Below are 23,333 nucleotides of genomic sequence, written 5' to 3'. Positions count from 1 at the left end.
TGTCAACCATGTCTCCGAACACCTGTCAGTCATGTCTCCGGACTGAACACTACGCTCGCAATGACGGCGCATGCGGCGACGCCGCGGGCCGCGTTTCGCGCGGAGCGCGTCCGCTACCCCTTCACATCATACTGCTTGCTGAGGTGATCGCCGATCTGCACCAGCATGGCGACGCTTTCGGGGAAGCCGGGCCTGTCCCGCGTCGCCTGGTCGGCGTCGGCCCGGAACTCCCAGCTGTCGCTGTCGCGGACGATCGAGATGACGAGGTTGTCAGGGCCATCGGCATGACCTTCAACTCCGCCCGCGCCATGGCGATGAGTTCGGCTTCGGTCTTGACAGGCTTGCTCATATCGTCGCTCTCCCGGCATCAAGGTGGACAGGTTGCCGTCTCGCCCGGCAGCTGTCGAGAGACCAGAAATAGCGGGGTTGTTACCGCGTCATCTGGATCTGCCGGACGACAGGGATCGTGGGCAGCGAGCCGGTGTGCTCGGTCTCGTCCTTGGCCTGCGGCGAGGCCGGGGCGCGCGCGGTGGCGTCGGGGAAGCGCTGCTTCATCTCGCGGAGGAAGCCGTCGAGTGTGTCGACGCTTGCTGCGAGCTTTGCGATCTCCTCGAATTCGGCGCTGGAGGCGGCTGCCGGCTTGCTGGCGATGTCGAAGGCGAGCCGGTCGGCGCTCTCGCTCATGAGGGGGGCGTATTTCTCGCGGAAGCGCGACAGTCCTATCGAGTCGTCGGCGAGTGCATAGCCGACGGCGGCACGGATTATATCGCTCTTCTCGACCGCATTGAGCGGCTTGAAGTCGCGGAAGCGATCGCCGTAATAGAGTTCGATCTGCTCGGCGGACTCGCGCCAGCGCCGCGCCGCCCAGAAGATATCCGAACGCAGCCGCAGTACTTCACGCCCTGACACGTTGGAAACAATGTCGAGCGCGAGATCGTGGCGGCCGACGTCACTCTGCGCCCGCGCCTCGAGCAACAGGCGCTGCTGCCGCAGCTCGCCGGAGAGGTCGCTGATGCGGCTTGCCCGCAGCGCTGTGATCGCCATGTCAGGCTTGCGGTTGGCGAGATAGATCATCGCAAGGCGCGCCGCGACCTGCGCACGCGCGGCACCTTCGAGGCGATGGTCTACCTGGTATTGCAAGAGTTCGGCGGCCTGGTCGAGCAGATCGATCGAGGCGAGACGATCGGCCAGGCGCCGGATCAGCTCGTCGCCGCGGCGGCCGATCGGTGTCAGTTCGCGAAACTCGTAGAACATCCCGAGCGCCTCGACCGGCGGCAGCTCATCGCCCTTGGATCCCAGGAAGATTTGCGTAAACAGATCCGACGCCAGATCCTGCGCCTGGCGCGAGGCTTCCGAGTTCGGCTGCAGCTTGGTCGCGGTGCGCGCCGCGGTGAGCGCGTCGCGGTAGCGCCCGTTCTCGGAATAGAGCTGCGACAGCATCTGCAGCGTCTTGACCTCGATCGCGTCGCCCCGCCAGGTCATCGACAGCGTCTCGAGCTCCTTCAGCGCGTCTTCCTTGCTGATCTCGTCGCGCTTCTGCCGCAACGCGACCTCGAGCTGCTTGGCTTCGGCGGCAGCCTGCCGGTCGTCCGAGGCGACCGCGAATTTGTAGTCGTCGAGCGCGTCCTTGTCGTGTCCGAGCGCTTCGGCGAGCCGGCCGCGCAGCACCGCAAAGCTCGGCGCCGCCTCCGGCGGCACGCCGACCACTTCGATCTCACCGCGACGCTTGGAGGCGCCAGCATAGTCCTTGACCTCAAGCGAGGCGCGCATCGCATCCATCGTCACGATGCGCTGGATGTCCAGGGGCAGCGAGGCGATGGCGAATTCGACGTTCTTGAATTTTTCGCGAGCGTCCGCCCATTTGCCCTGGCGCGCATAAGCGAGCGCCTTCCAGAGTTGCGAATCGTGGCTGTTGCCGATCACGGGATTGGAGAGATCCTTCAGCCCCTGTACCGGGCGCCCGATCAGGATGCTCGCGATCGCGTGGATGATCAGCGCACTGCTCTCCTCCTTGTTGAGCGGATCTGAAAGCATCACCTCGGTCACTGACTTGGCTTCGTAATACATCGCGCGCGACATGTAGAACTGGGCGAGATCGAGCCGCGGCAGCGAGCGCTGTGCCGGCTCGACGGCCGAGATCGCCGTGATCAGATCGCTCTGACGCGTCCAGAAATCTTCCGACTGGCCCTTGCGCCAGCTCTCGGGACTGAAGACCGGCCGCACCGCTGTCGGTGCGCGCTCCGCCGAGACGTCGACCGGCGACAGCGTCAGGCCGCCCCTCTTGCCGAGAATGACCTTGTCCTGTCCGACTTCGACGCCGACATCGTCGGAGTTCGGCCGCACGGCGATGCCGTGCGCGGATTCCAGCAGCGAGAGATCGACGAGATCCTGTCGCTTGATGAAGCCGCGGACCGGCCGCTGCGCGGTGACGACGTAGAGCATGTCGCCGGCATCGGGATCGGTCAGCTTATGCAGCACGCCCGGATTGGCAAAGGGGATGGCGATGTTGGCGAGCGCGGGATCGGTGATGTTGCGGGACATCATAAGCGGCAGCGGCGTCGCCTGGATCTTGTCGGCGAGCGTCAGCAGCCAGTTGGTCTCCTTGCCGACCTCCTCGCTGGTCAGCGAATAGACCAGCGGACGGGTGAGGCGGATCCGCACGGCCTGGCCCTTCTCCAGCGGCATGCGGCTGACCTCGCCGATCATCGCACCACCCTTGGTGCGGATCGCCTCGACATCAACAGGCTTCGGCGTATCGAACACCAGCCACACCGTGTCGCCGCGGCGGAACGCGGCGGCCGGCGTTGCAACAGAAAGCGGGAACGTCACGCGCAGGCCGTCGCTGTCGCGCCGCACATCGACGCTGGCCACAGGGGACGGCGGAGCGGCTTGCGCCTCGACCGGCGCCGGTTTCGGCGCGTCCTTCGGCGCTTCCTTGACCGTTTCCTTGGCGATCTCCTTGACTGTTTCCTTGGGCTCTTCCTTGACCGGCTCCTTCGCGGCTTCCTTTGCGACCTCTTTGGGAAGTTCGGTCACCACCGGCTTGGCAGCAGCGGCGGGCGTGACGGCCGGCATTGCGGGTGGTGCGGGCTTGGGCGCTTCCGTCACATGCGGAGCTTCGGTCGAGTTGACGGCAGGAGCCGGGTTCGGCACTTCGGCTGCCGGCATCGCGGCGGGGGGCGCTTCCGGCTTCGCTTCAGGCTTCACCTCGATCTTGGCCTCGCGCGCGATCGCCTCCGAGGTCGGCGGCTTGATCTCGCTATGGGCCTCGTTCGGCTTTGGGGCCGCCGGCTTTTCCGCAGCCGGTGCCGCTGCGCGACCACCGGCTTCGGCCTTCGCGATCGCGGCCTCCGGCGTCGCCGCCATCTTGCCCTTGTCGGGCTGAAAGGCGATGTCGACGACATAGTTCTTGTCGTCACGGAAGGAATGCACGTCGGAATCGCCGATCAGCGCGATCTCGACGCTGGTCGTATCGATATCAGCCTTCTGCTTGATCGAACCGACGTTCGGCGGTGCTGCGACGACGGCGTCCGCAAGGTCGAAGTTGAGATTGGCGTTGAAGGCGAGCGTGAGCTTCTGCTCATTGAGCACGGAGGAGACACCGACGCCGTCGGGCATCTCGAACACGAAGCGCACGAAGGTCGGCTGCACCGAGGCGCGCACGCGGATCGGCGGACGCTTCTTGCTTTCGGCCGCGGCACGCTGGGCGCGCAGCGCGCGCTCGGCGACGCGGGCGCGCTCGGCGAGCTCCTTCACCACGTCCATCGGCAGGCTCGGCGGCGGGCCTTTCCATCCTTCCGGCAGCAGGTCGATGAAGGTGCGCTCGCCGGCATTCATGGTGTTGACGGTGACGCGCCGCGCCAGCGACAGCCTGATCGCGCTGCCATCAGGGTCGCGACGCGCGGAGTTGACATAATCGGGCGCGCCTTCCGGCACGCGATCGACAGGAACGTCGACCGGGCGATCGAAGCGAATGACGAGAATGGAGCCGGCCGTCGTCACTTCGGAGGGAACATCCTCGCCGAGCTTGATGACGAGACGGGCAAAGCCGCCACCGGCCGAGAAAGTCGCCTCACCCCGGATCGGATCGGCGGCGCGGGCAAAAGAACTAAGGCTGACCAGCGCGCAGGCGCCCAGCACGACGGCCCTGCGGGCGTGGCGCGACAGCCCCAGCGCCAAGGCGCGGGCTCGCGACACAAATCCAGCGGCAGCCTCTCGCGCCATTGGCGGCATTTCTTCCGGCTCGACGGGTCCACGCCGGCACTGGTGCCGGCCCATGCCCTCGAATGTAGGTTTTGCCAATTAAGGACTTCTTAAGTATGAGCCCTCAATTCGGCTTTTGCGTCGGCTTGCCGTCGATCTTGGGGAGATCCCCGGCGGAAGCGGCCTGATCCCCGCCCCCATTGGCCCGCCGCGCCATCTCGACGGTCAGCCTTTCGGCGGCTTCCGATGACATCAGTCCCAGGATGTCGGACATCTTGCGGGGGGCAATCGCCGAGGCGATCTCGATCAGCACGCTCATCTCGAGCCGGTCGAACACCCGTGCGGCGTCCTTGGGCTTCATGCCTTCATACATGGTCACAAGGCCCTTCAAGCGCTGGGCCTCGGCGGCCTTCTGTTCGGCCTGGGTCGCGCTGATGCGGGACTCCACCGCCTTCATTTCCTCGACCTTGCCTTCGATGCGCTTTTCAGCCGACTTCAACAGGCTCTCGCGGATGTCGATCTCGCGCTGGCGGGCCTCGATCTCCTGGCGGCGCGATTGCAGCCGTTCCAGGATCGCACGCTCCGAGGCGGAGACCTGCGGCTGGGCTTCGTCCATGTTTACCGGCGTGCCCTCCGGCTTGCTCTCGAGCGCTGCGGGCTTCGGCGCTTCCTTCGGCTCGCCATGCGTCGAGCCGGTGATGTCGGGGTCATCTCGCCCGGTCGGGAAGTTCAGATTCTCCTGTGCCCAGGACTTCTTCAGGCTGTTCGGCTGATAGTCGAACACGTAGCCGCCATTGATCACGAGGCCCGCCACTTTCAGCGTGGCGAGACCAGCGACCGCAACCAGCACGACCGGAATGACCCGGATGTTACGAAAAGACTTCATACCCTGACTTTATGCGGCGATACCGTTGGACCTTCGACGCTCCGAGAAGGCTTCGGCGGCGGCGGCCACCGCCTTCGCGGGCGACGGCTTGGCGACGGGTGCAGCGACGGCTTCCGGATTCGTCACGGGGCGCGCCGCGATGGCGATCTTGGAGAGACGGCGCACCACGTTGTCGGCTTCGCCGAGCTGCTTGTAGAGCTGGTCGGACATCTGCGTCGCCGCCGCGAGCTGGCTGCCGAGATTCTCGTTGACGTCGCGTACGGCAAGCTTCAGCCCGCCAATCGCGCGTTCGGCGATCTCGGTCGCTGTGATCAGCTCGCCGATCACGGCCTTCAGCGAATGCTCGTCCGCCTTCAGCCGGGTCAGCCGCTTGTTGAGCAGGATGCAATAACCGATCGTGAGCATCAGCAGGATAGCCACCAGCGTCTCGATCGCCATTCCTAGGGAGTGGTTCATGGGGCCTCCATCAGCTTGTTCTGTTCGTCCACCTTCTCGAACATCGCAAGTGTCGTACTTGGCTTGCGCAAGGGTTTCGTCACGCGGATCGCAACGCGCTCTCCGACCCGGCCCATGCGCCCTTCGGTGATGGTGACGTCGCCGCAGCGCACGGTGACGTTGGCATCCGCCCGCATGTCCAGCGGCAGCGTGTCGCCGACCTTGAGCCGCATCAGCTGCTTGAGCGGAATGTCGGCCTCATAAAGCACGGCATCGACGGAAATCTCGGCCTGCACGATCTCGGTGGCGAAATGGCCTTCCCAAACCGGATCACGGCCGAACTTTTCGCCCATGAACATCTGGAGCAGAACGGGCCGGATCGGTTCGATGGTCGCGTAGGGAAGCAAAAGCTCGATGTTGCCGCCGCGGTCTTCCATGTCGATGCGCAGGCGCACCAGGATCGCGGCGTTGGCGGGTCGGCTGATCGCGGCGAAACGCGGATTGGTCTCGAGCCGGTCGATCGTGAAGGTCACCGGCGACAGCGGCCGGAATGCCTGTTCGGCGTCGGCCATGACCACCTCGACCAGCCGCTTGACCAGCTCGGTCTCGATCGTGGTGTAGGGCCGGCCCTCGATGCGGAGCTGGCTCGAGCCGCGGCGGCCGCCGAGCAGCACGTCGATCATCGAGTAGATCAGGCTGGAGTCGACCACCGCCATGCCGAAATTGTCCCACTCTTCGGCCTTGAAGACGGTGAGGACGGCGGGTAGCGGGATCGAGTTCATGTAGTCGCCGAAGCGCACCGAGGTGATGCGGTCGAGCGAGACTTCGACGTTATCGGAGGTGAAATTGCGCAAGGATGTCGTCAACAGCCGCACCAGGCGGTCGAAGACGATTTCAAGCATCGGCAGACGCTCGTAGGAGACCATCGCCGAATCGATGATCGCGCGAATGCCGCTGTGATCGTCGAGCGTGACGTCGCCGACGGTAAAGCCGAGGAGATTGTCGATCTCCTCCTGCGACAGCACCCGCTCGCCGGAGTTCTTGCCGTTGCCGAGATCGCGGCTGCCGTCCTCGACCATGGCCGCCCATTGCAGGGCCATGGTCTCCGATAGTTCGTTTTCGGCAGCAGCCTTCGCGGCCTCCGCAGGATCCTCGGAATCGAGCGATGCCTCCCATTGGGCGGCAATCGCATCCTGGTCCATCTGCTCGTTGCCGGCCATGACGCTAGCCCATTGCCTTCCGCTGCATCCTCACTGGAGCACGACTTCCTTGAACAGCACCGCGCTGACCTGGATCGGCGCGACCGCGGCGTTGACGCGCTTGGTCAGCTCTTCCTTGAGGCGGAAGATGCCAGCGGAGCCGTTGAGGTCGGAGGAGCGTAGCTCGCGCACATAGGTCTGGAAGATGTCGGTGACCCGCGGCATCGATGGCTTGATCGCCTCGATCTGCTTCTCCTCCTTCAGTTCGAGCACGATCTTGAGTTTGAGATATTGCACGCGCTCGCCGGGCGCACCGGCAAGGTTGACCATCATGTCGGGCACTTCGACGAAGGACGGCGGCTTGGGCGGGGGCGCGGCCTCAGCATGATGCTCGTCTTCGCCATGACGGAAGAACAGGAACCAGGTCGCGGCACCGCCGCCGAGCACGACCAGCGCGGCAACGACGATCAGGATCAGCTTGAACTTGCTCTTGGGGGCAGCGGCTTCCGCGCCTTCGGCGGCCGCGCCGCCTTCCGCTTCGTTCTCTGCCATGATCGTCCGGGCTCGCTCATCTTATAAAGGGTCGAGAGAGCGAAGCCTCCTGGCAGACATGACGCGATACAAATGCCCCAGCGCAACGCGCTCGTCTTCACAGCAAACGCTACGGTAATAATGGTTAACGGAACCTTTCCATCGGGCTTCCGCTAGGAAAAATCTGCCGGGCAAACATGGCTAACAGAACCTTTCTGCCTCCTGCTTTCGCCGCCGAAAAATAGACAAGCGGCTGTAATCACACATTTTTCCGACTTGGCACGGCTTTCGCTGAGAGAGGGCCGAGACCTGACGGTTTGGGAGAACCTGACGGCCTCGTTCACGGGATCGGCCAAGGCGCTTGGGAGAGCGAAATGGCGGATCTCACGCAAGGGGAGATTGACCGATGCAGAATGCGCTTCTGATCGGCTTGTCACGGCAGATGACGTTGGAACGGCAGATGGATGTCATCGCCAACAACGTCGCCAACGTCAACACCAACGGCTTCAAGGCCGACCATTCGCTGTTCGAGGAGTATCTCCGCTCGAACGCGCATGAGGACAATTTCGTCGGCTCCGACCGCCGGGTCTCGTACGTGCAGGACCGCGGCACCTACCGCGACGTCGGCCAGGGCCCGATGGAGGCGACCAACAACCCGCTCGACATGGCGATCAGCGGCAACGCCTTCTTCGCCGTGCAGGCCAATGGCGCCGAGCACTACACCCGCGACGGCAAGTTCGCGCTCAGCAGCACGGGCCAGCTCATGACCTCGGACGGCAACCTCGTGCTCGGCACGGCCGGTCCCATCGTGTTTCAGCCGACCGACCACGACATCAACGTCGCCCCCGACGGCACCGTGACAGTGCTGGAAGGCACGGCCAAGATCGACACGATCCGCGGCAAGATCAAGATGGTGACGTTCGACGATCCGACCAAGCTGACCAAGCTCGGCGCCAATCTCTATGACGCAGGCTCCGCCACCCAGCAGCCCGACGCCAAGTCCACCCTGCAGCAGGGCTACGTCGAGAAGTCGAACGTGAATTCGGTCGGCGAGATGAGCCGCATGGTCGAGGTGATGCGCAGTTACACCGCGATCGCCAACCTGCTCCAGCAGCAGAGCGACCTCCACAAATCGGCGATCGAAAAGCTCGCCGACGTTCCGGCCTGATTGAGGGAGAACTGACATGCAGGCGCTTCACACCGCAGCGACCGGAATGGCGGCACAGGAACTGAACGTTCAGGTGATCTCCAACAACATCGCCAACCTGCGCACCACCGGCTTCAAGAAGCAGACCGCGGCATTCGAGGACCTGATCTACGAGCACGTCCGCCGCGTCGGCGCCCAGGCCTCGGACCAGGGCACCATCCTGCCGGTCGGCGTCGACATCGGCGGCGGCGTCAAGACCGTCGGCACGCCGCGCAGCATGACGCAAGGCACGCTCTCGCAGACCGGCAACGACCTCGATCTCGCCATCTCGGGCGAAGGCTTCTTCAAGATCCTGATGCCTGATGGCACCTTCCAGTACACCCGCGACGGCACGTTCCAGATGGACAATCAGGGCCGCATCGTCACCGCGGGCGGCAACCCGGTACAGCCGACCATCACGATCCCGAACAACGCCTCGGGCATCACCGTCAACGAGCAGGGCCAGGTGACCGTGACGCTGCCGGGCTCGACGACCAACACTAATCTCGGCCAGATCGGCGTGACCCGTTTCATCAACAAGGCGGGCCTGCAGCCGGTCGGCAGCAACCAGTTCGTCGAAACGACCTCGTCGGGTGCGCCGCAGGACGGCACCGCGAATTCGGAAGGCTACGGCAAGATCACCCAGGGCAGCCTCGAGCAGGCCAATGTCGACGTCGTTTCGGAAATGAGCGACCTGATCGCTGCGCAGCGCGCCTACGAGATGAATGCCAAGGTGATCAGCGCCGCCGATCAGATGATGCAATCGACCACGGCGCTGTTCCGCTGAGGTGATGATGATGATCCGCACCACGCTTCTCACCCTCTCCACCCTGCTCGTGCTGGCGCTGCCGGCGCAGGCTGCCGACGATGGCATCGCCGCGCCGACGCTGCGCGCCGAGGTCACCGTCACCTCGGATGTCGTGCGGGTCGGCGACCTCATCGACAATGCCGGCTCGGCCGCGCAGATCCCGGTCTATCGCTCGCCCGATCTCGGCACCACCGGCGCGCTACCGGTCGCCCAGGTCCTGAACGTGCTCCGAGCCAAGCAGGTCATCGGCGTGATGACCGGCGACATCAAGGAAGTCAAGGTGACGCGGCTTGCCCGCACGATCGCCAACAAGGAGCTCGAAACCGCCGTCGCCTCCGCGCTCGAGCGCCGCTTCGGCCTTGGCGAAGCCGCCAACATCACCGTCACGTTCGACCGCGGCATCTCCGACATGCGGCTGGACGCCTCCAACACCGGCGCGCTGCAGCCGGTCGCAACCCGCTACGATGCTCGCGGCGGCCGCTTCGACATCGCTTTCGAGATCAACAACGACACCACCCCTGCGTCGACCAAGCTGCGCCTGACCGGCACCGCGATCGAGACCGTCGAGGTTGCGGTGCTGACGCGCGACGTCGAGCGTACCGAGACGCTGAAATCCTCCGATGTCGCGCTGGAACGCCGTCCCCGCGCCGAAGTGATGGGCGAGCCCGCACTGCGAGATCGCGCCATCGGCATGCAGATGCGCCGGGCGATGCGCGCTGGCACGCCGATCCGCGTCGCCGACATCGCCAAGCCTGAATTCGTATCGCGCGACCAGAGCGTCACCGTCATCTACCAGGTCCCGGGCATCTACCTCACCACCCGCGGCAAGGCGATCGAGGCCGGTGCCGAGGGCGACACCGTGAGCGTCCTCAATCTGCAGACCAAGCGTACGCTGACTGGTGTCGTCACCGGCCGCGGCCAGGTCACCGTGCAGGGTGCCAGCCAGTCCGCTCCGATGCCGCCTCCAGTCGAGCAGACCTCCTCGCTCAAGCGGGACGAGGCGCCCGCCCCTGTCGACACAGCAGCCCTCCTCCGCAACCTGGTCCAGGCGCCCAATTCGCCGGCCCAGGTCGCAGAAGCCCAGATCCCGCAAGCCCAGACCCCGCAAGCCCTCCGCTCGCAAGCACCAGCAAAGTAAGAGTTCGTCATGTCCGCTTTCAGTTCGGCTTTCCGTCTTCGTCGCATCGCGATCTCTGCACTGTTGCTGGCAGCGAGCGCGCTTGGCGGCTGCTCCTCGATCGACCGCCTCTCGCAGATCGGCGAGCAACCGAAGCTGTCCGCGATCGACAATCCGACGACCCAGCCCGGCTACAAGCCGGTGCAGATGCCCATGCCGAAGCCGGAAGTCGCCTCCTACAATCCGAACTCGCTGTGGCGCAACGGCAGCCGCGCCTTCTTCAAGGACCAGCGCGCCACCCATGTCGGCGACCTCCTGACCGTGACCGTGAACATCACCGACAAGGCCAACATCGAGAACGAGACCCAGCGCAGCCGCTCCAACAAGGAGGATTCCGGCATCACCGACTTCATCGGCGCGAAGACCATTACCCAGGCCAACAAGATCCTGCCCGGCCGCATCCTTACCGCCGACTCCACCGCCTCCAGCGACGGAAAGGGAAGCGTGCAGCGCCAGGAAGCCTTGCAGACCAACGTCGCGGCGGTCGTGACGCAGGTGCTGCCGAACGGCAACCTCGTGGTGGAAGGCAAGCAGGAGATCCGCGTCAACTACGAGATCCGCGAACTCGTGGTCGCCGGCATCGTCCGTCCCGAGGACATCCAGAGCGACAACACCATCGATTCCAGCAAGATCGCGCAGGCCCGCATCGCTTACGGTGGCCGCGGCCAGATCACCGACGTGCAGCAGCCGCGCTACGGCCAGCAAGTTATGGACGTGCTGCTGCCCTTCTAACCTTTGCAAGAGCTCCCACATCGTGCTCGCGAACCTAGGCGCGAACAACGATGTACTACGCGGCCCTCGCTAGCTCCCCTGGCGAGGGCCGCATGTATTTTTGGCGGTGGTGTTGCCTCACACTCCACCATTGCGAGCGCAGCGACTTTTCCACCGAAGCCTTGGCGAAGGCGGAAACCGCTGCGCTCGCGATGACGGCAGCAAACGTTACGTAAACTCCGCCTCCACAACGCCGAGCCCGTCCAGCTCCATCCGCACCTTGTCGCCGGCTTTCAGCCACAGCGTCTTCACGAGGCTCCCCGTCAGCACGAGCTGTCCAGCGTGCAGGCCCTTGCCTTCGGCGGCGAGGTGGTTGGCGAGCCAGGCGAGGGCATTGTGGGGATGGCCGAGCACGTCGGCGCCGGTGCCGTGGCTGACTTCCTCGCCGTTGACGAGGGCGCGGCCCTTGACCGCCTTCAGGTCGGGCACCGACGAGCGCGGGACGGCCGGGCCCAGCACGCAGCCGGCGGCGAAGAAATCGTCGGCGATCAGCGTCGGCGCGCCCATCGTCTGCCATTTCACGTAGCGATCGTCGACGATCTCGATGGCGGGATGATAGGCCTCGACAGCTTCCCCGACCCATTCCGCCGTGAACGGCGCCTCGCCGGCGGCAAGATTCCGCTTCAGCCGCACGGCAATCTCGCATTCGACGCCGACACGGACAAAGTCGGACGCGGCCAGCTTGACGCCGCTGTCATGCACGCCCTTCTGGAACACGCCGCCGCCGCAGGGGTGCGGGATGCCGATGTATTCCTGCATGACCTGGCTGGTACAGCCGATCTTGTAACCGACCAGCGGACCGACATGCGGCAGCAACAGATCATGCAACGCACGCTGGACCTGATAGCCCTCGGCCTCGTCATCTGGCGGAACGTTCAGCGCCGCGAGCGGCGCATGGTTGCGGCGCGCCAGCGCTATCGCCTTTGCGGCCTCGAGAATTTTGTCCATCGGCGCCGCCTCTCCCACGCACCACGATCAAGGGCGGGCACTTGAGCATCCCAGCCCCGGCCTGACAAGCGCGCCCCGGCGTGCAGCATCAAGCCTTGACGAGGCCGAGCCGGATCAGGCTTTCGGCGGTTGCGAGGATCGCTTCGTCGTTGGAACGGGGCTGCCAACCGAGCACCGATCTGGCCTTGGCGCTGGTGGAATGCCTGACGCGCCCGAGCATCGGCACCACCGCTTGCAGCAAGGCGATCCGGTGGGCGGCGAGCCGCACCAGCCAGTCCGGCGCCTGAAGCCTGGGAACCCGGCGCGCTTTGGAGCCAAGTTCCCGCCGCAGCACTTTGCCGATGTCGAGGATCGACAGCGTCTCCCCGGAGACCGCGATGAAGCGCTCACCTTTGGCCTCCGGCGCGGTCATCGCCCGCAAATGCAGATCGGCAACGTCGCGCACGTCGACCACGCCGAAATAGACCCGCGGCACCGCCGGCATGGCGCCGTCGAGCAGCGATTTGACGATCTCGATCGAGCCGGAAAAGTCCGGCCCCAGCACCGGACCGAAAATACCGGCAGGATTGATCACCGACATCTCTAGTCCACCACCCTCGCGCGCGACGAACTCCCAGGCCGCCCGTTCGGCCACGGTCTTGGACTTGATGTAAGGCTGCGCGTCCGCGCCATCGAGATTGGTCCAGTCGGTCTCGTCGAACGGCTTTTGGCGCGGCGCATGCCCGTAGCCGATCGCGCCCAGCGACGAGGTGACGACGACCCTTTTGACCCTGGCATCCCGCGCGGCGCGCAGAACCCGCAACGTGCCATCACGGGCCGGGACAATCATCTCGTTCTCGTCCTCGGGAACACTGGTCGACAGCGGCGAAGCGACATGGAGCACGTAGTCACAGCCCGTTACCGCCTCGCGCCAGCCGTCGTCATGCGTGAGGTCGGCGGAGAAGAAGGACAGGCTCTCGGGCGATGCCGCCTCGCCCTCGCGCAGCATCGCCATCACCTCGGCCTGCCGGTCCGGCCGGCGCACCGTCGTTCGCACGGCATGGCCAGCGGCCAGAAGCTGCAGGATCACATGGATGCCGACGAAGCCGGACCCGCCCGTCACCAGAACAGTGCTCATTGCCAAATTTCTTTCGTTGCGCCGGCCGGCCAATTTGTTCCGCCACCCTGCTCAAGCCCGCATCTGGTCACTATCTCCTGGGGGAACAAGTAGAATGGATTTCGAGACCGGTATGGAAAACCTGACCAGCATCTGCGACGGCGCCTGCGATTGCAGCCCCGCCCCTGCCCTGCTCGCCGACTTCAAGCGCGCCATCCACGCGCTCGGTGGCAAGTGGAAACTGGAGATCCTGTTCGCGCTGATGAACGGGGCGGTTCGTTTCGGCTGACCACGCAGCTCCGCGAGCTCGAACAGGACGGATTGGTATCGCGCACGGCCTTCGCTGAGAAGCCGTTGCGGGTCGAGTACGAGCTGACCGACGCGGCTTACGGCCTGCTGCCGGCGTTTAAGGAAATATTGAGCTGGTCCAGGCTTTATGGGGATGCGCGCCTTGCCGCGTCGCATGAAGCCTGATTGCAGCGAAACATCATGCTGCTTGATCCGCTTCACAGCATCCGGGCCGATCTCGTTGATGCGACTCGCAAAAACCTCCCGCACCTGAAGTGAAGGCTGTTTCTCATGTGAACTCACGTGAGCTCCCAGGAATCGACTCTAGCTCATTGATCGCGATTCATTTTTCGCGATGACGAAGATGCATACGATGTCGTGGCGCCCCAAACAGCGCCACGACATGGCAAGAGCGCAACTGCTTCGCCTCAGGCGGTGCCGAGCGCCATCCGAATTGCGATCTCGACCGGCGAGTAGGCGCCATCCTCGCGCTCGAGCCTGTAAGGCTCGGCCGGGGGCAGATCCGGCTGGGCCATGAAGCGCGGGGTCTTTCCGCGATGTTTTTGCGCTGCATGCACCAGGAAAGGATGGCAGAGATAGACCGTGCCAGCCTCACCGGTCGCCAGCGCGAGCGGGCAATCGGCGCCCATGTCATCAAGCACCATCTGCGCGCGGCCCGCCTCACCCGCTGGCGTCAGATAGCGCGCCATCGGCATGTGTGAGCCGACCCTGATCCGCGTCGGCGCGTCATCCTCGCCGACATCGGAGAACAGGAACAGCATCAGCAGCGCCCGGCCGCGTGAGACGATGTTGGCGCGCCACGCCGAGAAGTCGCGCCGCTCGTTGGGATCGCAGTCCTCTCCGGGAAAGCTGAGATCGATATGCCAGCCGGCATCGCCTGGATCGTCCGGATGCGGGAAGCGCACCGGAAAAGTGCCGCCGATGTCCTTGCGGGCCCGCCAGCGACCGACGCCGACAAGCTGATCGAAAGCGCCATGCAGCACCGGCATGTTGGCAATTTCACGAAATAGCGGTCCGCCATAGCCGGACAGCCGGATCACCGGGCGCGCGTGCTCGCTGCAGGGCAAATCGCGCCACAAGATCGCGCGTCCCTGCTCGGCGAGCTCGCGGGGAAAGGCGTTGTCGATGCGGATGAAGCCGTCGCGAATGAATTGGGCGATTTGCCCGTCGTCGAGCGCGCGGGAAGTGGCAGTCATGATGTCTCTCTATTGCTCGCCAGCCCTCATCGTCCGCTCGCTCACGGAACCGGCCGGCTCGGTCGGGACTCCGCGAGCAAGCCCGCGGCACGCGATGCCTCCATGGCGGAGGCTCTGCGCTCAGCCCAGGAAGAAAACCGAAGCGATATCGAGAGTGCAAATCATCATGGCGGCGCGAATCTACGCGCCAAACCACCGGCGCTCAAGCGGCACCGTAAGCCCAAAAACAAAGAGCCGCATCGCTGCGGCTCGGACTCTATTCGTCGCGATAGACTTTCTCGCGTTTCTCGTGGCGCTCCTGCGCTTCCACCGAGAGCGTCGCGATGGGCCGGGCTTCGAGCCGTTTCAACGAGATCGGCTCGCCGGTATCCTCGCAATAGCCGTAGGTGTTGTCCTCGATGCGCTGGAGCGCGGCGTCGATCTTGGCGATCAACTTGCGCTGGCGGTCGCGGGCGCGGAGTTCGATGGCGCGGTCAGTTTCGGACGATGCCCGATCGGCGAGATCGGGGTGGTTCACATTCTCCTCCTGCAGGGCTTGCAGGGTGAGCTTGGACTCTTTGAGGATCTCATCCTTCCAGGCGAGGAGCTTCAAACGGAAGTACTCCTTCTGCCGGTCGTTCATGAAAGGCTCTTTTTCGGTCGGTCGGTAGTTTTTCAACTTTTCCAAGGGCGGCCTATCTTCTTAAGCAACGACTCGCGAACGGAACGGGGTCCGTTGAGCCGGGGCTTATATAGCTACCCCTTGTGACAGACAATATTTCCTTAATGGCGTAGTTGCCGCCCCCAAGCCCTTGCACAGGAAGGTTTATCCTGGAACGCCTGGGGACGGCCAAACGCCTAGTAACCGACCGTGAAACGCTGCCTCTGATGGGCCGGCTTTTCGACCTCATCGGCGAGCGCGATCGCATAATCGGCGAAGCTGATCCAGCTCTTGCCGTTCGCATCTGCGAGAAGCTGGTCGCCGCCGAGCCGGAACTTGCCCGTCCTTGCCTCCTCGACGAACAGCGCCGAGGGCGAGATGAAGGTCCAGTTCAGGTCCTTTTCCTGCCGCAGCAGGTCGAGGAACACCGAGCCCGCCTCCGCCTCGGCCTTGTATTGGTCCGGAAAACCGGGGGTTGTGACCAGTTTGGCGCCCGGAGCGACCTCAAGGCTGCCAGCGCCGCCCACAACCAGATAGCGCCCGACGCCGGACGCCTTGGCCGCGCCAATCAGCTTGTGGTGGTCGCTTGCCAGGAAATGCACGGAACTCACCGCAACGTCGTGCCCGGCCCAGAGTTTTGCCAGACCGGCCTGATCGAGCACGTCTCCCTTGGTGGGGGTCACATTCGGCAGGGCCGCGATCTTCTCGGGGTTCCGGGCAATGGCGGTGACCGCGTGGCCACGACGGGACAGTTCCTTGGTGATCTCCGACCCGGCCCGGCCCGAGGCGCCGGCGACTGCGATTTTCATGGAAGGCTCCTTTGCTTCTATAGTAACCAATGGTGACTAGATATCGCAAAGAATGCTGGTGTTAAGAGAGCACTTTGTGCTTACCTGATTACGCAGGAGTTACCGGCAACAGCAGACGCCGAGTCCAAGCGATCGCGAGGAACCGAGATGAAACCCAATGTCTATGCCGCCGAATGTCCGACGCGCCAGATCCTCGATCGTGTCGGTGACAAATGGGCCGTGCTGATCCTGTTGCTGCTGCGCGAGGAGCCGATGCGCTTCAATCAATTGCGTCGCACGATTGAAGGGATTTCGCAGAAGATGCTGAGCCAGGTTCTCAAGTCGCTCGAACGCGACGGCCTGCTCAAGCGCCGCGCCATCGCCACCGTGCCGGTGACGGTTGAATATTCGATCACGCAGCTCGGCCTGACACTCGCCGCCGCGGTCGATCCGCTACGCGATTGGGCCGAGGAGAATCTGAAAGACGTGCTTGCAGCCCAACGCCGCTACGACGCGCAGCTGAAGGAGGAAGCGGCGTAAGGAGGCGCGACAACGGTCAGACCCGCCCGGCCTTCGCCAGCTCGACCTCGACGCGCAGCTCGATCTCGGACAGCACGGAATCGAGACCGGGATCGCCGGAGGACGATTTCAGGTTCGCCGCCGCATCGCGCAGCCGCATCACGGTCGATGCGTCGAGGTTGCCCGACAACAGCCCCATCTTGAGATCGTCCAGCACGTCGAGCGCGGTCTTGCCGCGGGCGACCGAGCGCTTGCGGCGCTCGATCGGATCTTCTTCGATGCCTTGCAGCGCAAGCAGCGCATCGATGTTCGCGGAGGCCTTCGGTGCCGTGGCGGCGCGCGTCTCCTGCGCCGACGAGGTGTCCGGCAGCACGAAGGTGCCGGAGCTCGTCCGCCTGGCCTGGCTGGCCGGCGTTCCAAGCGTGGTGCCATTCGGTCCGTAGATGCGCATCGAAGCAATCCGGGTGATCGATGCGCCACATTCGCCGGATTATGGTTAACGAGCCGTAAACGGCCCGGCAAAATCTGCCGACACACGGCAGTTTCGCTCCTCAGCGGCAACAGCCGCTGACATCGGAGGAAACAAATTTACTCAACCTATTCAATCGCCTGACCCCACCGCCCTGCGTTGGCACAGCCCTCGCAAGGACAGCGTCGGACCAGCTCGTCATGGGAGTGTCGCAGATGGTCCGAGATGTGAGGGCTCTTTGACGAGCCTTGGGGAGCTGAGGATGCCAGGCGTTCGTTGGGTGAGGATTTTTGGGCTGGCCTGTGCCGCGCTGTCGGCGCTGGCGCTCTCGGTCGCGTCCGCAAATGCGACCTCGCGCATCAAGGATCTCGCCAATATCGAAGGCGTGCGGCAGAACCAGCTCATCGGCTACGGCCTCGTCGTTGGCCTCAACGGCACCGGCGACACCCTCAACAACATCCCCTTCACCAAGCAATCGCTGCAAGCGATGCTGGAACGCATGGGCGTCAACATCCGCGGCGCCACGATCCGTACCGGCAACGTCGCGGCCGTGATGGTGACCGGCAACCTGCCGGCCTTCGCAACCCAGGGCACGCGCATGGACGTCACCGTCTCCGCACTTGGCGATGCCAAGGATCTGCGCGGCGGCACCCTGCTCGTCACCCCCCTCCTCGGCGCCGACGGCAACGTCTATGCGGTCGCGCAGGGCTCGCTCGCGATCTCCGGCTTCCAGGCCGAAGGCGAAGCAGCCAAAATCGTGCGCGGCGTTCCGACCGTGGGGCGCATCGCCAACGGCGCCATCATCGAGCGCGAGATCGAGTTCGCGCTCAATCGTCTGCCGAACGTGCGCCTGGCGCTGCGCAATGCCGATTTCACGACCGCCAAGCGCATTGCGTCAGCGATCAACGACTATCTTGGCGTCAAGAGCGCCGAGCCGATCGATCCCTCGACGGTGCAGCTGACGATCCCGCCGGAGTTCAAGGGCAACGTGGTCGCGTTCCTGACCGAGATCGAGCAGCTTCAGGTCGATCCCGATCTCGCGGCCAAGATCGTCATCGACGAGCGTTCCGGCATCATCGTGATGGGGCGCGACGTCCGCGTCGCTACCGTCGCGGTCGCGCAAGGCAATCTCACGGTCACGATCTCCGAGAGTCCGCAAGTGAGCCAACCCAACCCGCTGTCGCGGGGCCGGACTGTGGTCACGCCGCGCTCCAGCGTTGGTGTCACCGAGGACGGCAAAAAGTTTGCCGTCGTCAAGGACGGCGTCTCGCTGCAGCAGCTCGTCGACGGCCTCAACGGCCTCGGCATCGGCCCGCGCGACCTCATCAGCATCTTGCAGGCGATCAAGGCCGCCGGCGCGATCGAAGCCGACATCGAGGTGATGTGATGCAGACCGGCACGATCAACACCGCGCGTCTCGCCACCGCAGCCCTTTCCTCGAACCCCGCCTTCTCGGTGGAAAGCCGCAACGGCCGGCCCGACTTCGAGCTCGCCGCAGCGCTTCAGAAGGTCTCGCCGCAGCAGCAGGCTAAGTCGCAGAAGACCGCCACCGATTTCGAAGGCATGTTCCTCAACAGCATGTTCGCGCAGATGACGTCGGGCCTGAAGGGCGAAGGTCCGTTCGGCGACACGCCGGGCACCGGCGTGTGGCGCTCGATGCTCACGGAGCAATACTCCAAGAACTTCGCCAGCGCCGGTGGCGTCGGCATCGCCCGCGACGTCTACCGGACCCTGATCATGCAGCAGGCCAAAACCACTCTTCGCACGGCATAAGGTCAAACGAGATGAACCACTTCAACGCGTCACGTCAGCCGATGCCTGCACAGCGCCCGGGCAACGCCCCCGGCAGCGCCGAGGCGCGCAAGCTCGCCGAGGATCTGATGGATGCGATGAACGCCCTGCTCGGCCTGATCGAGCGCGAGACCGAGTTGGTCCGTGCCGGCAAGGTCCGCGAGGCAATGACGATGGAAGGCAAGAAGCAGGAGTTGTCGCGACGCTATGTCGCCGCCGTCAGCCAGTTGAAGGCGAACCAGGACAAGCTTGCAAAATCGGCGCCCGAGCTGCTGTCGACCCTGCACCGGCACCATGACGCCTTCCGCGCCATGCTCCAGGTCAACCTCACGGTACTCGCGACCGCGCATGCGGTCTCGGAAAGCGTCATGCGCGGCGTCAACGCCGAGATCCAGAAGCGCAACGTGCCGAACACCTATACTGCGGCAGGCCGCCGTGCCACGCCGGGCGCTCGTCACATCACCCCGCTCGCGGTCAGCCGCACGCTCTAGGCCCGCGGCAAAACTGTTTCAAACTTTACGAAAAACCGCGCGGCAAAAGCGTCGCGCGGTTAGGCACGTTTCCTTACCGGGTCTTCAATCCTGGTGTTCCATAGTTGCGTATTGAGAGGGGTTGGGATTTGACTCACGCAAGGCAACCAGGAGGCTGCCATGAGTACAGATTTCAGCATCAGGCCGGTGGGGATCCCGGCCGCCGTACAGATCGTCACGACGTCGAATTCGGCGGCGAACGACGCCGTGCAAACCGATTTGCCGGTGAGCCAGACGGTCGCCGCGAGCGATGCGAGCGCGCCCGCGAGCAATGACCTGCAGAGCAACGTCAACATCTCGCGCCAGGTCGTGTTCGACCAGGCGGCTGCATCCATGGTCTTCCAGATCGTCAACGAAAAGACCGAAGCAGTAGTGACTCAATTCCCGGACGAAGCGATACTGCGTCGGCGAGCCTATTTCCACGCATTAGATTTAAAGTCGGAGCCCTCGCGTCCGCTCAACACGGACCTCAGCGCTTAAGCGCCGCCCGCCGGTCAGCTGTCGAGCGTGGTCTGGCCCATGGTGCTCGAGACCGTGTTGGACCTGTAGGCCGACGACGGGATGCTCATGATATCCGACATCATGGCCTCTCCGTTACGGCCGGCCGGAAAGACCGGCAGCGATGTTGCGGTTGATCTCGATCAGCGGGCGGAAGTGATCGAACTGCGGGCTCATCTGTAGCGCCGCGGTTTGGCTTAACACGAACACGCTGATATTGGCGATCTTCTGCCTGACGTCGAGCGGCTGCGGATTGTTGTCGCGCATCGCCTCGCTGAGGAAGATGGTCCAGAGCTTGCGATTGAACATCAGCGCCTGCGTCGTCTGCTCGCTGAACGGATCGGCGGCGTTGACCGCGTCTTGGAGCTTGTTGGCAGCCTTCAGCAGAGTCTGCGCCTCGATGTCGCGAGGAGACGCGGTGGTCGTTGCAACACGCGCGTAGGCCGAGGCAGCGGAATTCGACATCAATCACACCTTGGAAGCTTCCTAGCCCGTTGAACGGACTTAAGGATTTCTTTCCCAACCCTATGCAGTAGCGCTTAAGATTTGCTTACATGTGCGCTTTGAAGGACTCCGGATTATTACGGGGCGCGAAATCCTTCCCTGGACGCGAAGATAGATGCGCAAGACGCAAGCTGTAAACTTGCACTGCATCACGCGCATCGATCGCAGCTAATCTAGTCTTAGCGAACTCCCTCAAAAGAACGGCGGAGCATTAGCCCCGCCGCGTCTCAAACTTCGTTCGCGCTCGTTTATTAGCGGAGCAGCTGCAGCACGCTCTGCTGCGACTGGTTGGCCAGCGACAGCGCGGAGACCGCGATCGACTGACGGGTCGACAGCGCCTGGCTGTTGGCCGCTTCCTCGTTGGTGTCGGCGAGCGTCAGGTTGGACGAGCCGGTCTGCAGCACGTTGATCAGGTTCTTGGAGAAGTCCTGCCGCACCTGCACGATCGACAGGTTCGAACCGAGCGAGGATCCTTCCGAGCGCAACGTGCTGGAGGCCGCATTCAGGCTCTGCAGAACCCTGTTGGTCGCGCCGTTGTCGATGAAGTCGGTGCCGGGCACGAGATTGCTGAGGCCGAGACCGGCCGCATTGAACACCACGCCGTTGATGCCGAGCGTGGAGCTGCCGGTCTCGTTGAACACCAGCTTCAGCGTGTCGCCATTCAGCAGGTTGACGCCGTTGAAGGAGGAGTCCTGCGACGTCGTGTCGATTTGCGCCAGGATGTTGTTGAACTGGCTGACCAGGCTCGAGCGCGCGGTCTGCGCCACGGGATCCTGCACCGGCGGCTGCGCGGTGGTGAAGGCGAGCACGCCGGTGAGCGTACCACCGACCGTGCCGCCCGCGGTGGACGAGCCGAGCGTCGAGGAGGCGTATTCGTTGACGGTGGTGACCGTCAGTACACCGTTAGCGTCGATCGTCGCGGTTAGGTGGTTGGCCTGAAGCTGGACGTTGAGCTGGTCGAGCGTCTTGACGGTGCCGTTGGTGCCGTCGCCGAAGGTGACGTTGACGGGCGTGCCGCCGTTGAAGGAGGTGAAGGTCAAGGTTTTGCCGCTGACGCCGCCAACACCGGAGGTGCGCGCCGCGCTGAACGCCGTCGCCGTCCCGGTGTTGCCGCTGAGACCGAAGGCGCTGAGCGCATTGCCGGTGCCGGTGATCGAGAGATCTGCGTTGATGCCAGTCGAGATCGACAGCTGGCCGCTCGAATTCACCGACGACGGGATCTGACCCGCGGTGGCGTTGAGCGTCGCAGCACCGTTGAAGAGGCTCGCGGTCTTCACGCCGGTCGCCAGGTCGATCGAATTGAGCAGGTCGGTCAGCGTTGCGCTCTGGAGATAGACCGTCGAGTTGCCGTTGCCGTCGGTGACGACATTGCCGTTGACGCCGAAGCCGGTGGCGACGCTGGCCGCCGACTGCGGCGTCTGCGCGTTCTTGAAGGTGATGGTGTGGCCGTCGACGTTCAGCGTCGAGCCGTCCTGCACCAGCGAACCCAGCGAGCCCGCGGTGGTCGACCGGTTCGCGGTGACGTTGGCATTGCCGGCGCCGGTCGCCGAGGTCAGGCCGAGCGCATTGAGGAGGTCGGCCTTCCCCGTCAGGCTCAGATCGGCACCGGTCGAACTCTTCAGCGTGACGACGCCACCTGCCGAAATTGACGAAGGCGTCTGCGCCGTACCAACCGTTGCGCCGCTCGTCGCGATGGTCGCCGCGCCGGCGCTGATCGTCGCTGTCTTGACGCCGCTGGCGAGATCGATCGCGCTGAGAACGTCGCTGATGGTCGCCTTGGGCGACGCCGCCGTTCCTTCGTAGACAATCGAGTTGCCATTACCGTCTGTGGCGATGTGACCGGTGGCGTCGAGACCCCACCCGGTCGGCTGCGTCGCCGGAGCGTTACCGGTGCGGAACGTGACCGTCTTGCCGTTCACGGTGATGGTGTCACCGTCCGCGGGCGGTGTGGTGAATGTGGTTGACGTCGTCGTGCCGAGCAGCGTGTCGGTGCCGATCAGCGCGGTGCTGGCGTCGGCAGCCTTCACCGCGGAGCCGGTCAGGGTGCCGGCGGACGAACCCAGCGAGGCACCGAGCGCGGCGCCCGCGGTCACCGGCGTGACGCCGCCAGGCGCACCGGTATAGAGCACATTGCTGTTGGCGGTCGCGCTCGCATACGAGGTCGTGCCGCGCAGATCCGCCGGCGTGGCACCCGGGATCGTGGTCGAGACGTTCGACTTGGTGGAGTAGCCGACCGTGGTCTGGAGCGCCTGGTTGGCGATCGATTTCGCCGAGTCGATAAGCTTCTGAAGCGAGGTGATGCCGGTATTGGCCGCCTGGAGCACCTGCACACCGTTGTTGATGCCGTCCAGGAGGTTGCTGATGTCGCTCGCCCGGTTGTCCAGCCCCTGCGCGGTGAAGAAGTTGGTGGGATTGTCGAGCGCGGTGTTCACCTTCTTGCCGGTCGACAGCCGTTCCTGCGTCGTGGCCAGCAAGTCGGCCGTCGACTGCAGCGACAACAGGTTCTGGCGAACGGACGCCGAGAGAACGATGTTGGACATTGGCAGGTCTTCCTCTTGAACCGGATACGAATCGGCCGCGCGGGTCTGGAAGCGGGCTTTCGTCCAGTTTTAGGACCTGTCCTTTAAAGTATGGTTAACGCCGGTTTAAGGGATAGGGTTAATGGCTGGTGTACGCCTCAGCCCTGCCCCAAACGCAAAAAAGGGCGGCGGGGCAAAAGCCCCGCCGCCCGGCTTTATTTAGTAATTTCAACGGCTTGTTAGCGGAGCAGCTGGAGCACGCTTTGCTGCGAGGTGTTGGCCAGCGACAGCGCGGAGACCGCGATCGACTGACGGGTCGACAGCGCCTGG

The 23,333-nt window shown here is 64.2% G+C and carries 22 protein-coding genes and 2 pseudogenes; 10 read left to right on the top strand and 14 right to left on the bottom strand.

Annotated elements, in window-relative coordinates; genetic code table 11:
- Positions 1-113 precede the first annotated feature (113 nt).
- The 6 genes and pseudogenes from Q0687_RS01120 to fliL all read right to left on the bottom strand — a co-directional run bounded on the left by Q0687_RS01120 (position 114) and on the right by fliL (position 7,275).
- Positions 114-349 (bottom strand): annotated as a pseudogene (locus tag Q0687_RS01120) (hypothetical protein).
- Between the two features lie 80 nt (positions 350-429).
- Positions 430-4,224, bottom strand: coding sequence for a tetratricopeptide repeat protein (locus tag Q0687_RS01115; RefSeq protein ID WP_298871090.1), 3,795 nt, complete (start codon positions 4,222-4,224; stop codon positions 430-432).
- Positions 4,225-4,327: 103 nt separating this feature from the next.
- Entirely contained in the window at positions 4,328-5,089 is a 762-nt protein-coding gene (locus Q0687_RS01110; RefSeq protein ID WP_298871086.1) for a flagellar protein FlbB, read from the bottom strand.
- A 9-nt stretch (positions 5,090-5,098) separates the two neighbouring features.
- Positions 5,099-5,545 (bottom strand): DUF6468 domain-containing protein, encoded by a 447-nt coding sequence (locus tag Q0687_RS01105; RefSeq protein WP_298871083.1) that lies wholly within the window; start codon positions 5,543-5,545, stop codon positions 5,099-5,101.
- The gene (gene fliM, locus Q0687_RS01100) at positions 5,542-6,744 is read right to left on the bottom strand and encodes a flagellar motor switch protein FliM (protein WP_298871081.1); all 1,203 of its coding nucleotides are present in this window, start codon (positions 6,742-6,744) and stop codon (positions 5,542-5,544) included. Before fliM ends, Q0687_RS01105 begins: the two co-directional genes overlap by 4 nt.
- A 30-nt stretch (positions 6,745-6,774) precedes the next feature.
- Complete coding sequence (fliL, locus tag Q0687_RS01095; RefSeq protein ID WP_298871078.1) at positions 6,775-7,275, bottom strand: flagellar basal body-associated protein FliL; 501 nt, start codon at positions 7,273-7,275, stop codon at positions 6,775-6,777.
- Positions 7,276-7,660: 385 nt separating this feature from the next.
- Between fliL and flgF the strand changes: the two genes are divergently transcribed.
- Genes flgF through flgH form a run of 4 tightly spaced genes read left to right on the top strand, consistent with a single transcriptional unit; the run spans position 7,661 to position 11,157 of the window.
- The gene (flgF, locus tag Q0687_RS01090) at positions 7,661-8,422 is read left to right on the top strand and encodes a flagellar basal-body rod protein FlgF (protein ID WP_298871075.1); all 762 of its coding nucleotides are present in this window, start codon (positions 7,661-7,663) and stop codon (positions 8,420-8,422) included.
- 16 nt (positions 8,423-8,438) lie between these two features.
- Positions 8,439-9,227, top strand: coding sequence for a flagellar basal-body rod protein FlgG (flgG, locus tag Q0687_RS01085; protein ID WP_298871072.1), 789 nt, complete (start codon positions 8,439-8,441; stop codon positions 9,225-9,227).
- Positions 9,228-9,237: 10 nt separating this feature from the next.
- Positions 9,238-10,386 (top strand): flagellar basal body P-ring formation chaperone FlgA, encoded by a 1,149-nt coding sequence (flgA, locus tag Q0687_RS01080; RefSeq protein ID WP_298871088.1) that lies wholly within the window; start codon positions 9,238-9,240, stop codon positions 10,384-10,386.
- 9 nt (positions 10,387-10,395) lie between these two features.
- Positions 10,396-11,157 carry a flagellar basal body L-ring protein FlgH gene (gene flgH / locus Q0687_RS01075; protein WP_298871070.1) on the top strand — a complete coding sequence of 254 codons (762 nt, stop codon included), beginning with the start codon at positions 10,396-10,398 and terminating at the stop codon, positions 11,155-11,157.
- A 207-nt stretch (positions 11,158-11,364) separates the two neighbouring features.
- On the opposite strand, the gene Q0687_RS01070 is transcribed toward flgH, so the two are convergent.
- Positions 11,365-12,144 (bottom strand): fumarylacetoacetate hydrolase family protein, encoded by a 780-nt coding sequence (locus Q0687_RS01070; protein ID WP_298871067.1) that lies wholly within the window; start codon positions 12,142-12,144, stop codon positions 11,365-11,367.
- Between the two features lie 88 nt (positions 12,145-12,232).
- Complete coding sequence (locus tag Q0687_RS01065; protein ID WP_298871064.1) at positions 12,233-13,261, bottom strand: aldehyde reductase; 1,029 nt, start codon at positions 13,259-13,261, stop codon at positions 12,233-12,235.
- Positions 13,262-13,355: 94 nt separating this feature from the next.
- Here Q0687_RS01065 and Q0687_RS01060 point away from each other — a divergent pair.
- Positions 13,356-13,714 (top strand): annotated as a pseudogene (locus Q0687_RS01060) (helix-turn-helix domain-containing protein).
- A gap of 242 nt (positions 13,715-13,956) precedes the next feature.
- Here the strand turns inward: Q0687_RS01060 and Q0687_RS01055 are convergent.
- The 3 genes from Q0687_RS01055 to Q0687_RS01045 all read right to left on the bottom strand — a co-directional run bounded on the left by Q0687_RS01055 (position 13,957) and on the right by Q0687_RS01045 (position 16,194).
- Complete coding sequence (locus Q0687_RS01055; protein WP_298871061.1) at positions 13,957-14,745, bottom strand: phytanoyl-CoA dioxygenase; 789 nt, start codon at positions 14,743-14,745, stop codon at positions 13,957-13,959.
- Between the two features lie 256 nt (positions 14,746-15,001).
- Entirely contained in the window at positions 15,002-15,367 is a 366-nt protein-coding gene (gene dksA, locus Q0687_RS01050; protein WP_008554760.1) for an RNA polymerase-binding protein DksA, read from the bottom strand.
- A 215-nt stretch (positions 15,368-15,582) separates the two neighbouring features.
- Positions 15,583-16,194: an NAD(P)-dependent oxidoreductase gene (locus Q0687_RS01045; protein ID WP_298871058.1), complete on the bottom strand. Its 612-nt coding sequence runs from the start codon at positions 16,192-16,194 to the stop codon at positions 15,583-15,585.
- Between the two features lie 147 nt (positions 16,195-16,341).
- On the opposite strand from Q0687_RS01045, the gene Q0687_RS01040 reads away from it, so the two are divergent.
- Positions 16,342-16,713, top strand: a complete 372-nt coding sequence (locus Q0687_RS01040) for a helix-turn-helix domain-containing protein (protein ID WP_298871055.1) — start codon at positions 16,342-16,344, stop codon at positions 16,711-16,713.
- Between the two features lie 16 nt (positions 16,714-16,729).
- On the opposite strand, the gene Q0687_RS01035 is transcribed toward Q0687_RS01040, so the two are convergent.
- On the bottom strand, positions 16,730-17,143 hold the full coding sequence (locus Q0687_RS01035) for a flagellar assembly protein FliX (RefSeq protein ID WP_298871052.1): 414 nt from the start codon (positions 17,141-17,143) through the stop codon (positions 16,730-16,732).
- 280 nt (positions 17,144-17,423) lie between these two features.
- On the opposite strand from Q0687_RS01035, the gene Q0687_RS01030 reads away from it, so the two are divergent.
- The 4 genes from Q0687_RS01030 (at position 17,424) to Q0687_RS01015 (ending at position 19,962) form a co-directional block, all read left to right on the top strand.
- A complete protein-coding gene (locus Q0687_RS01030; protein ID WP_298871050.1) occupies positions 17,424-18,548 on the top strand; it encodes a flagellar basal body P-ring protein FlgI in 1,125 nt (374 codons plus the stop codon).
- Positions 18,548-18,934, top strand: coding sequence for a flagellar assembly peptidoglycan hydrolase FlgJ (gene flgJ / locus Q0687_RS01025; RefSeq protein WP_298871048.1), 387 nt, complete (start codon positions 18,548-18,550; stop codon positions 18,932-18,934). Before Q0687_RS01030 ends, flgJ begins: the two co-directional genes overlap by 1 nt.
- An 11-nt stretch (positions 18,935-18,945) precedes the next feature.
- Positions 18,946-19,443, top strand: coding sequence for a hypothetical protein (locus Q0687_RS01020; protein ID WP_298871046.1), 498 nt, complete (start codon positions 18,946-18,948; stop codon positions 19,441-19,443).
- A 159-nt stretch (positions 19,444-19,602) separates the two neighbouring features.
- Complete coding sequence (locus tag Q0687_RS01015) at positions 19,603-19,962, top strand: hypothetical protein (RefSeq protein ID WP_298871044.1); 360 nt, start codon at positions 19,603-19,605, stop codon at positions 19,960-19,962.
- Between the two features lie 114 nt (positions 19,963-20,076).
- Here the strand turns inward: Q0687_RS01015 and flaF are convergent, their stop codons facing one another.
- Both flaF and Q0687_RS01005 read right to left on the bottom strand, forming a co-directional pair.
- The gene (gene flaF / locus Q0687_RS01010; protein ID WP_298871042.1) at positions 20,077-20,445 is read right to left on the bottom strand and encodes a flagellar biosynthesis regulator FlaF; all 369 of its coding nucleotides are present in this window, start codon (positions 20,443-20,445) and stop codon (positions 20,077-20,079) included.
- A 290-nt stretch (positions 20,446-20,735) separates the two neighbouring features.
- A complete protein-coding gene (locus tag Q0687_RS01005) occupies positions 20,736-23,024 on the bottom strand; it encodes a DUF1522 domain-containing protein (protein ID WP_298871040.1) in 2,289 nt (762 codons plus the stop codon).
- Positions 23,025-23,333 lie beyond the last annotated feature (309 nt).

This window comes from uncultured Bradyrhizobium sp., from assembly GCF_936928535.1.
Taxonomy (GTDB): domain Bacteria; phylum Pseudomonadota; class Alphaproteobacteria; order Rhizobiales; family Xanthobacteraceae; genus Bradyrhizobium.
Note: the sequence above shows the minus strand (reverse complement) of the source record. Positions and strands in the feature narration are given on the sequence as shown.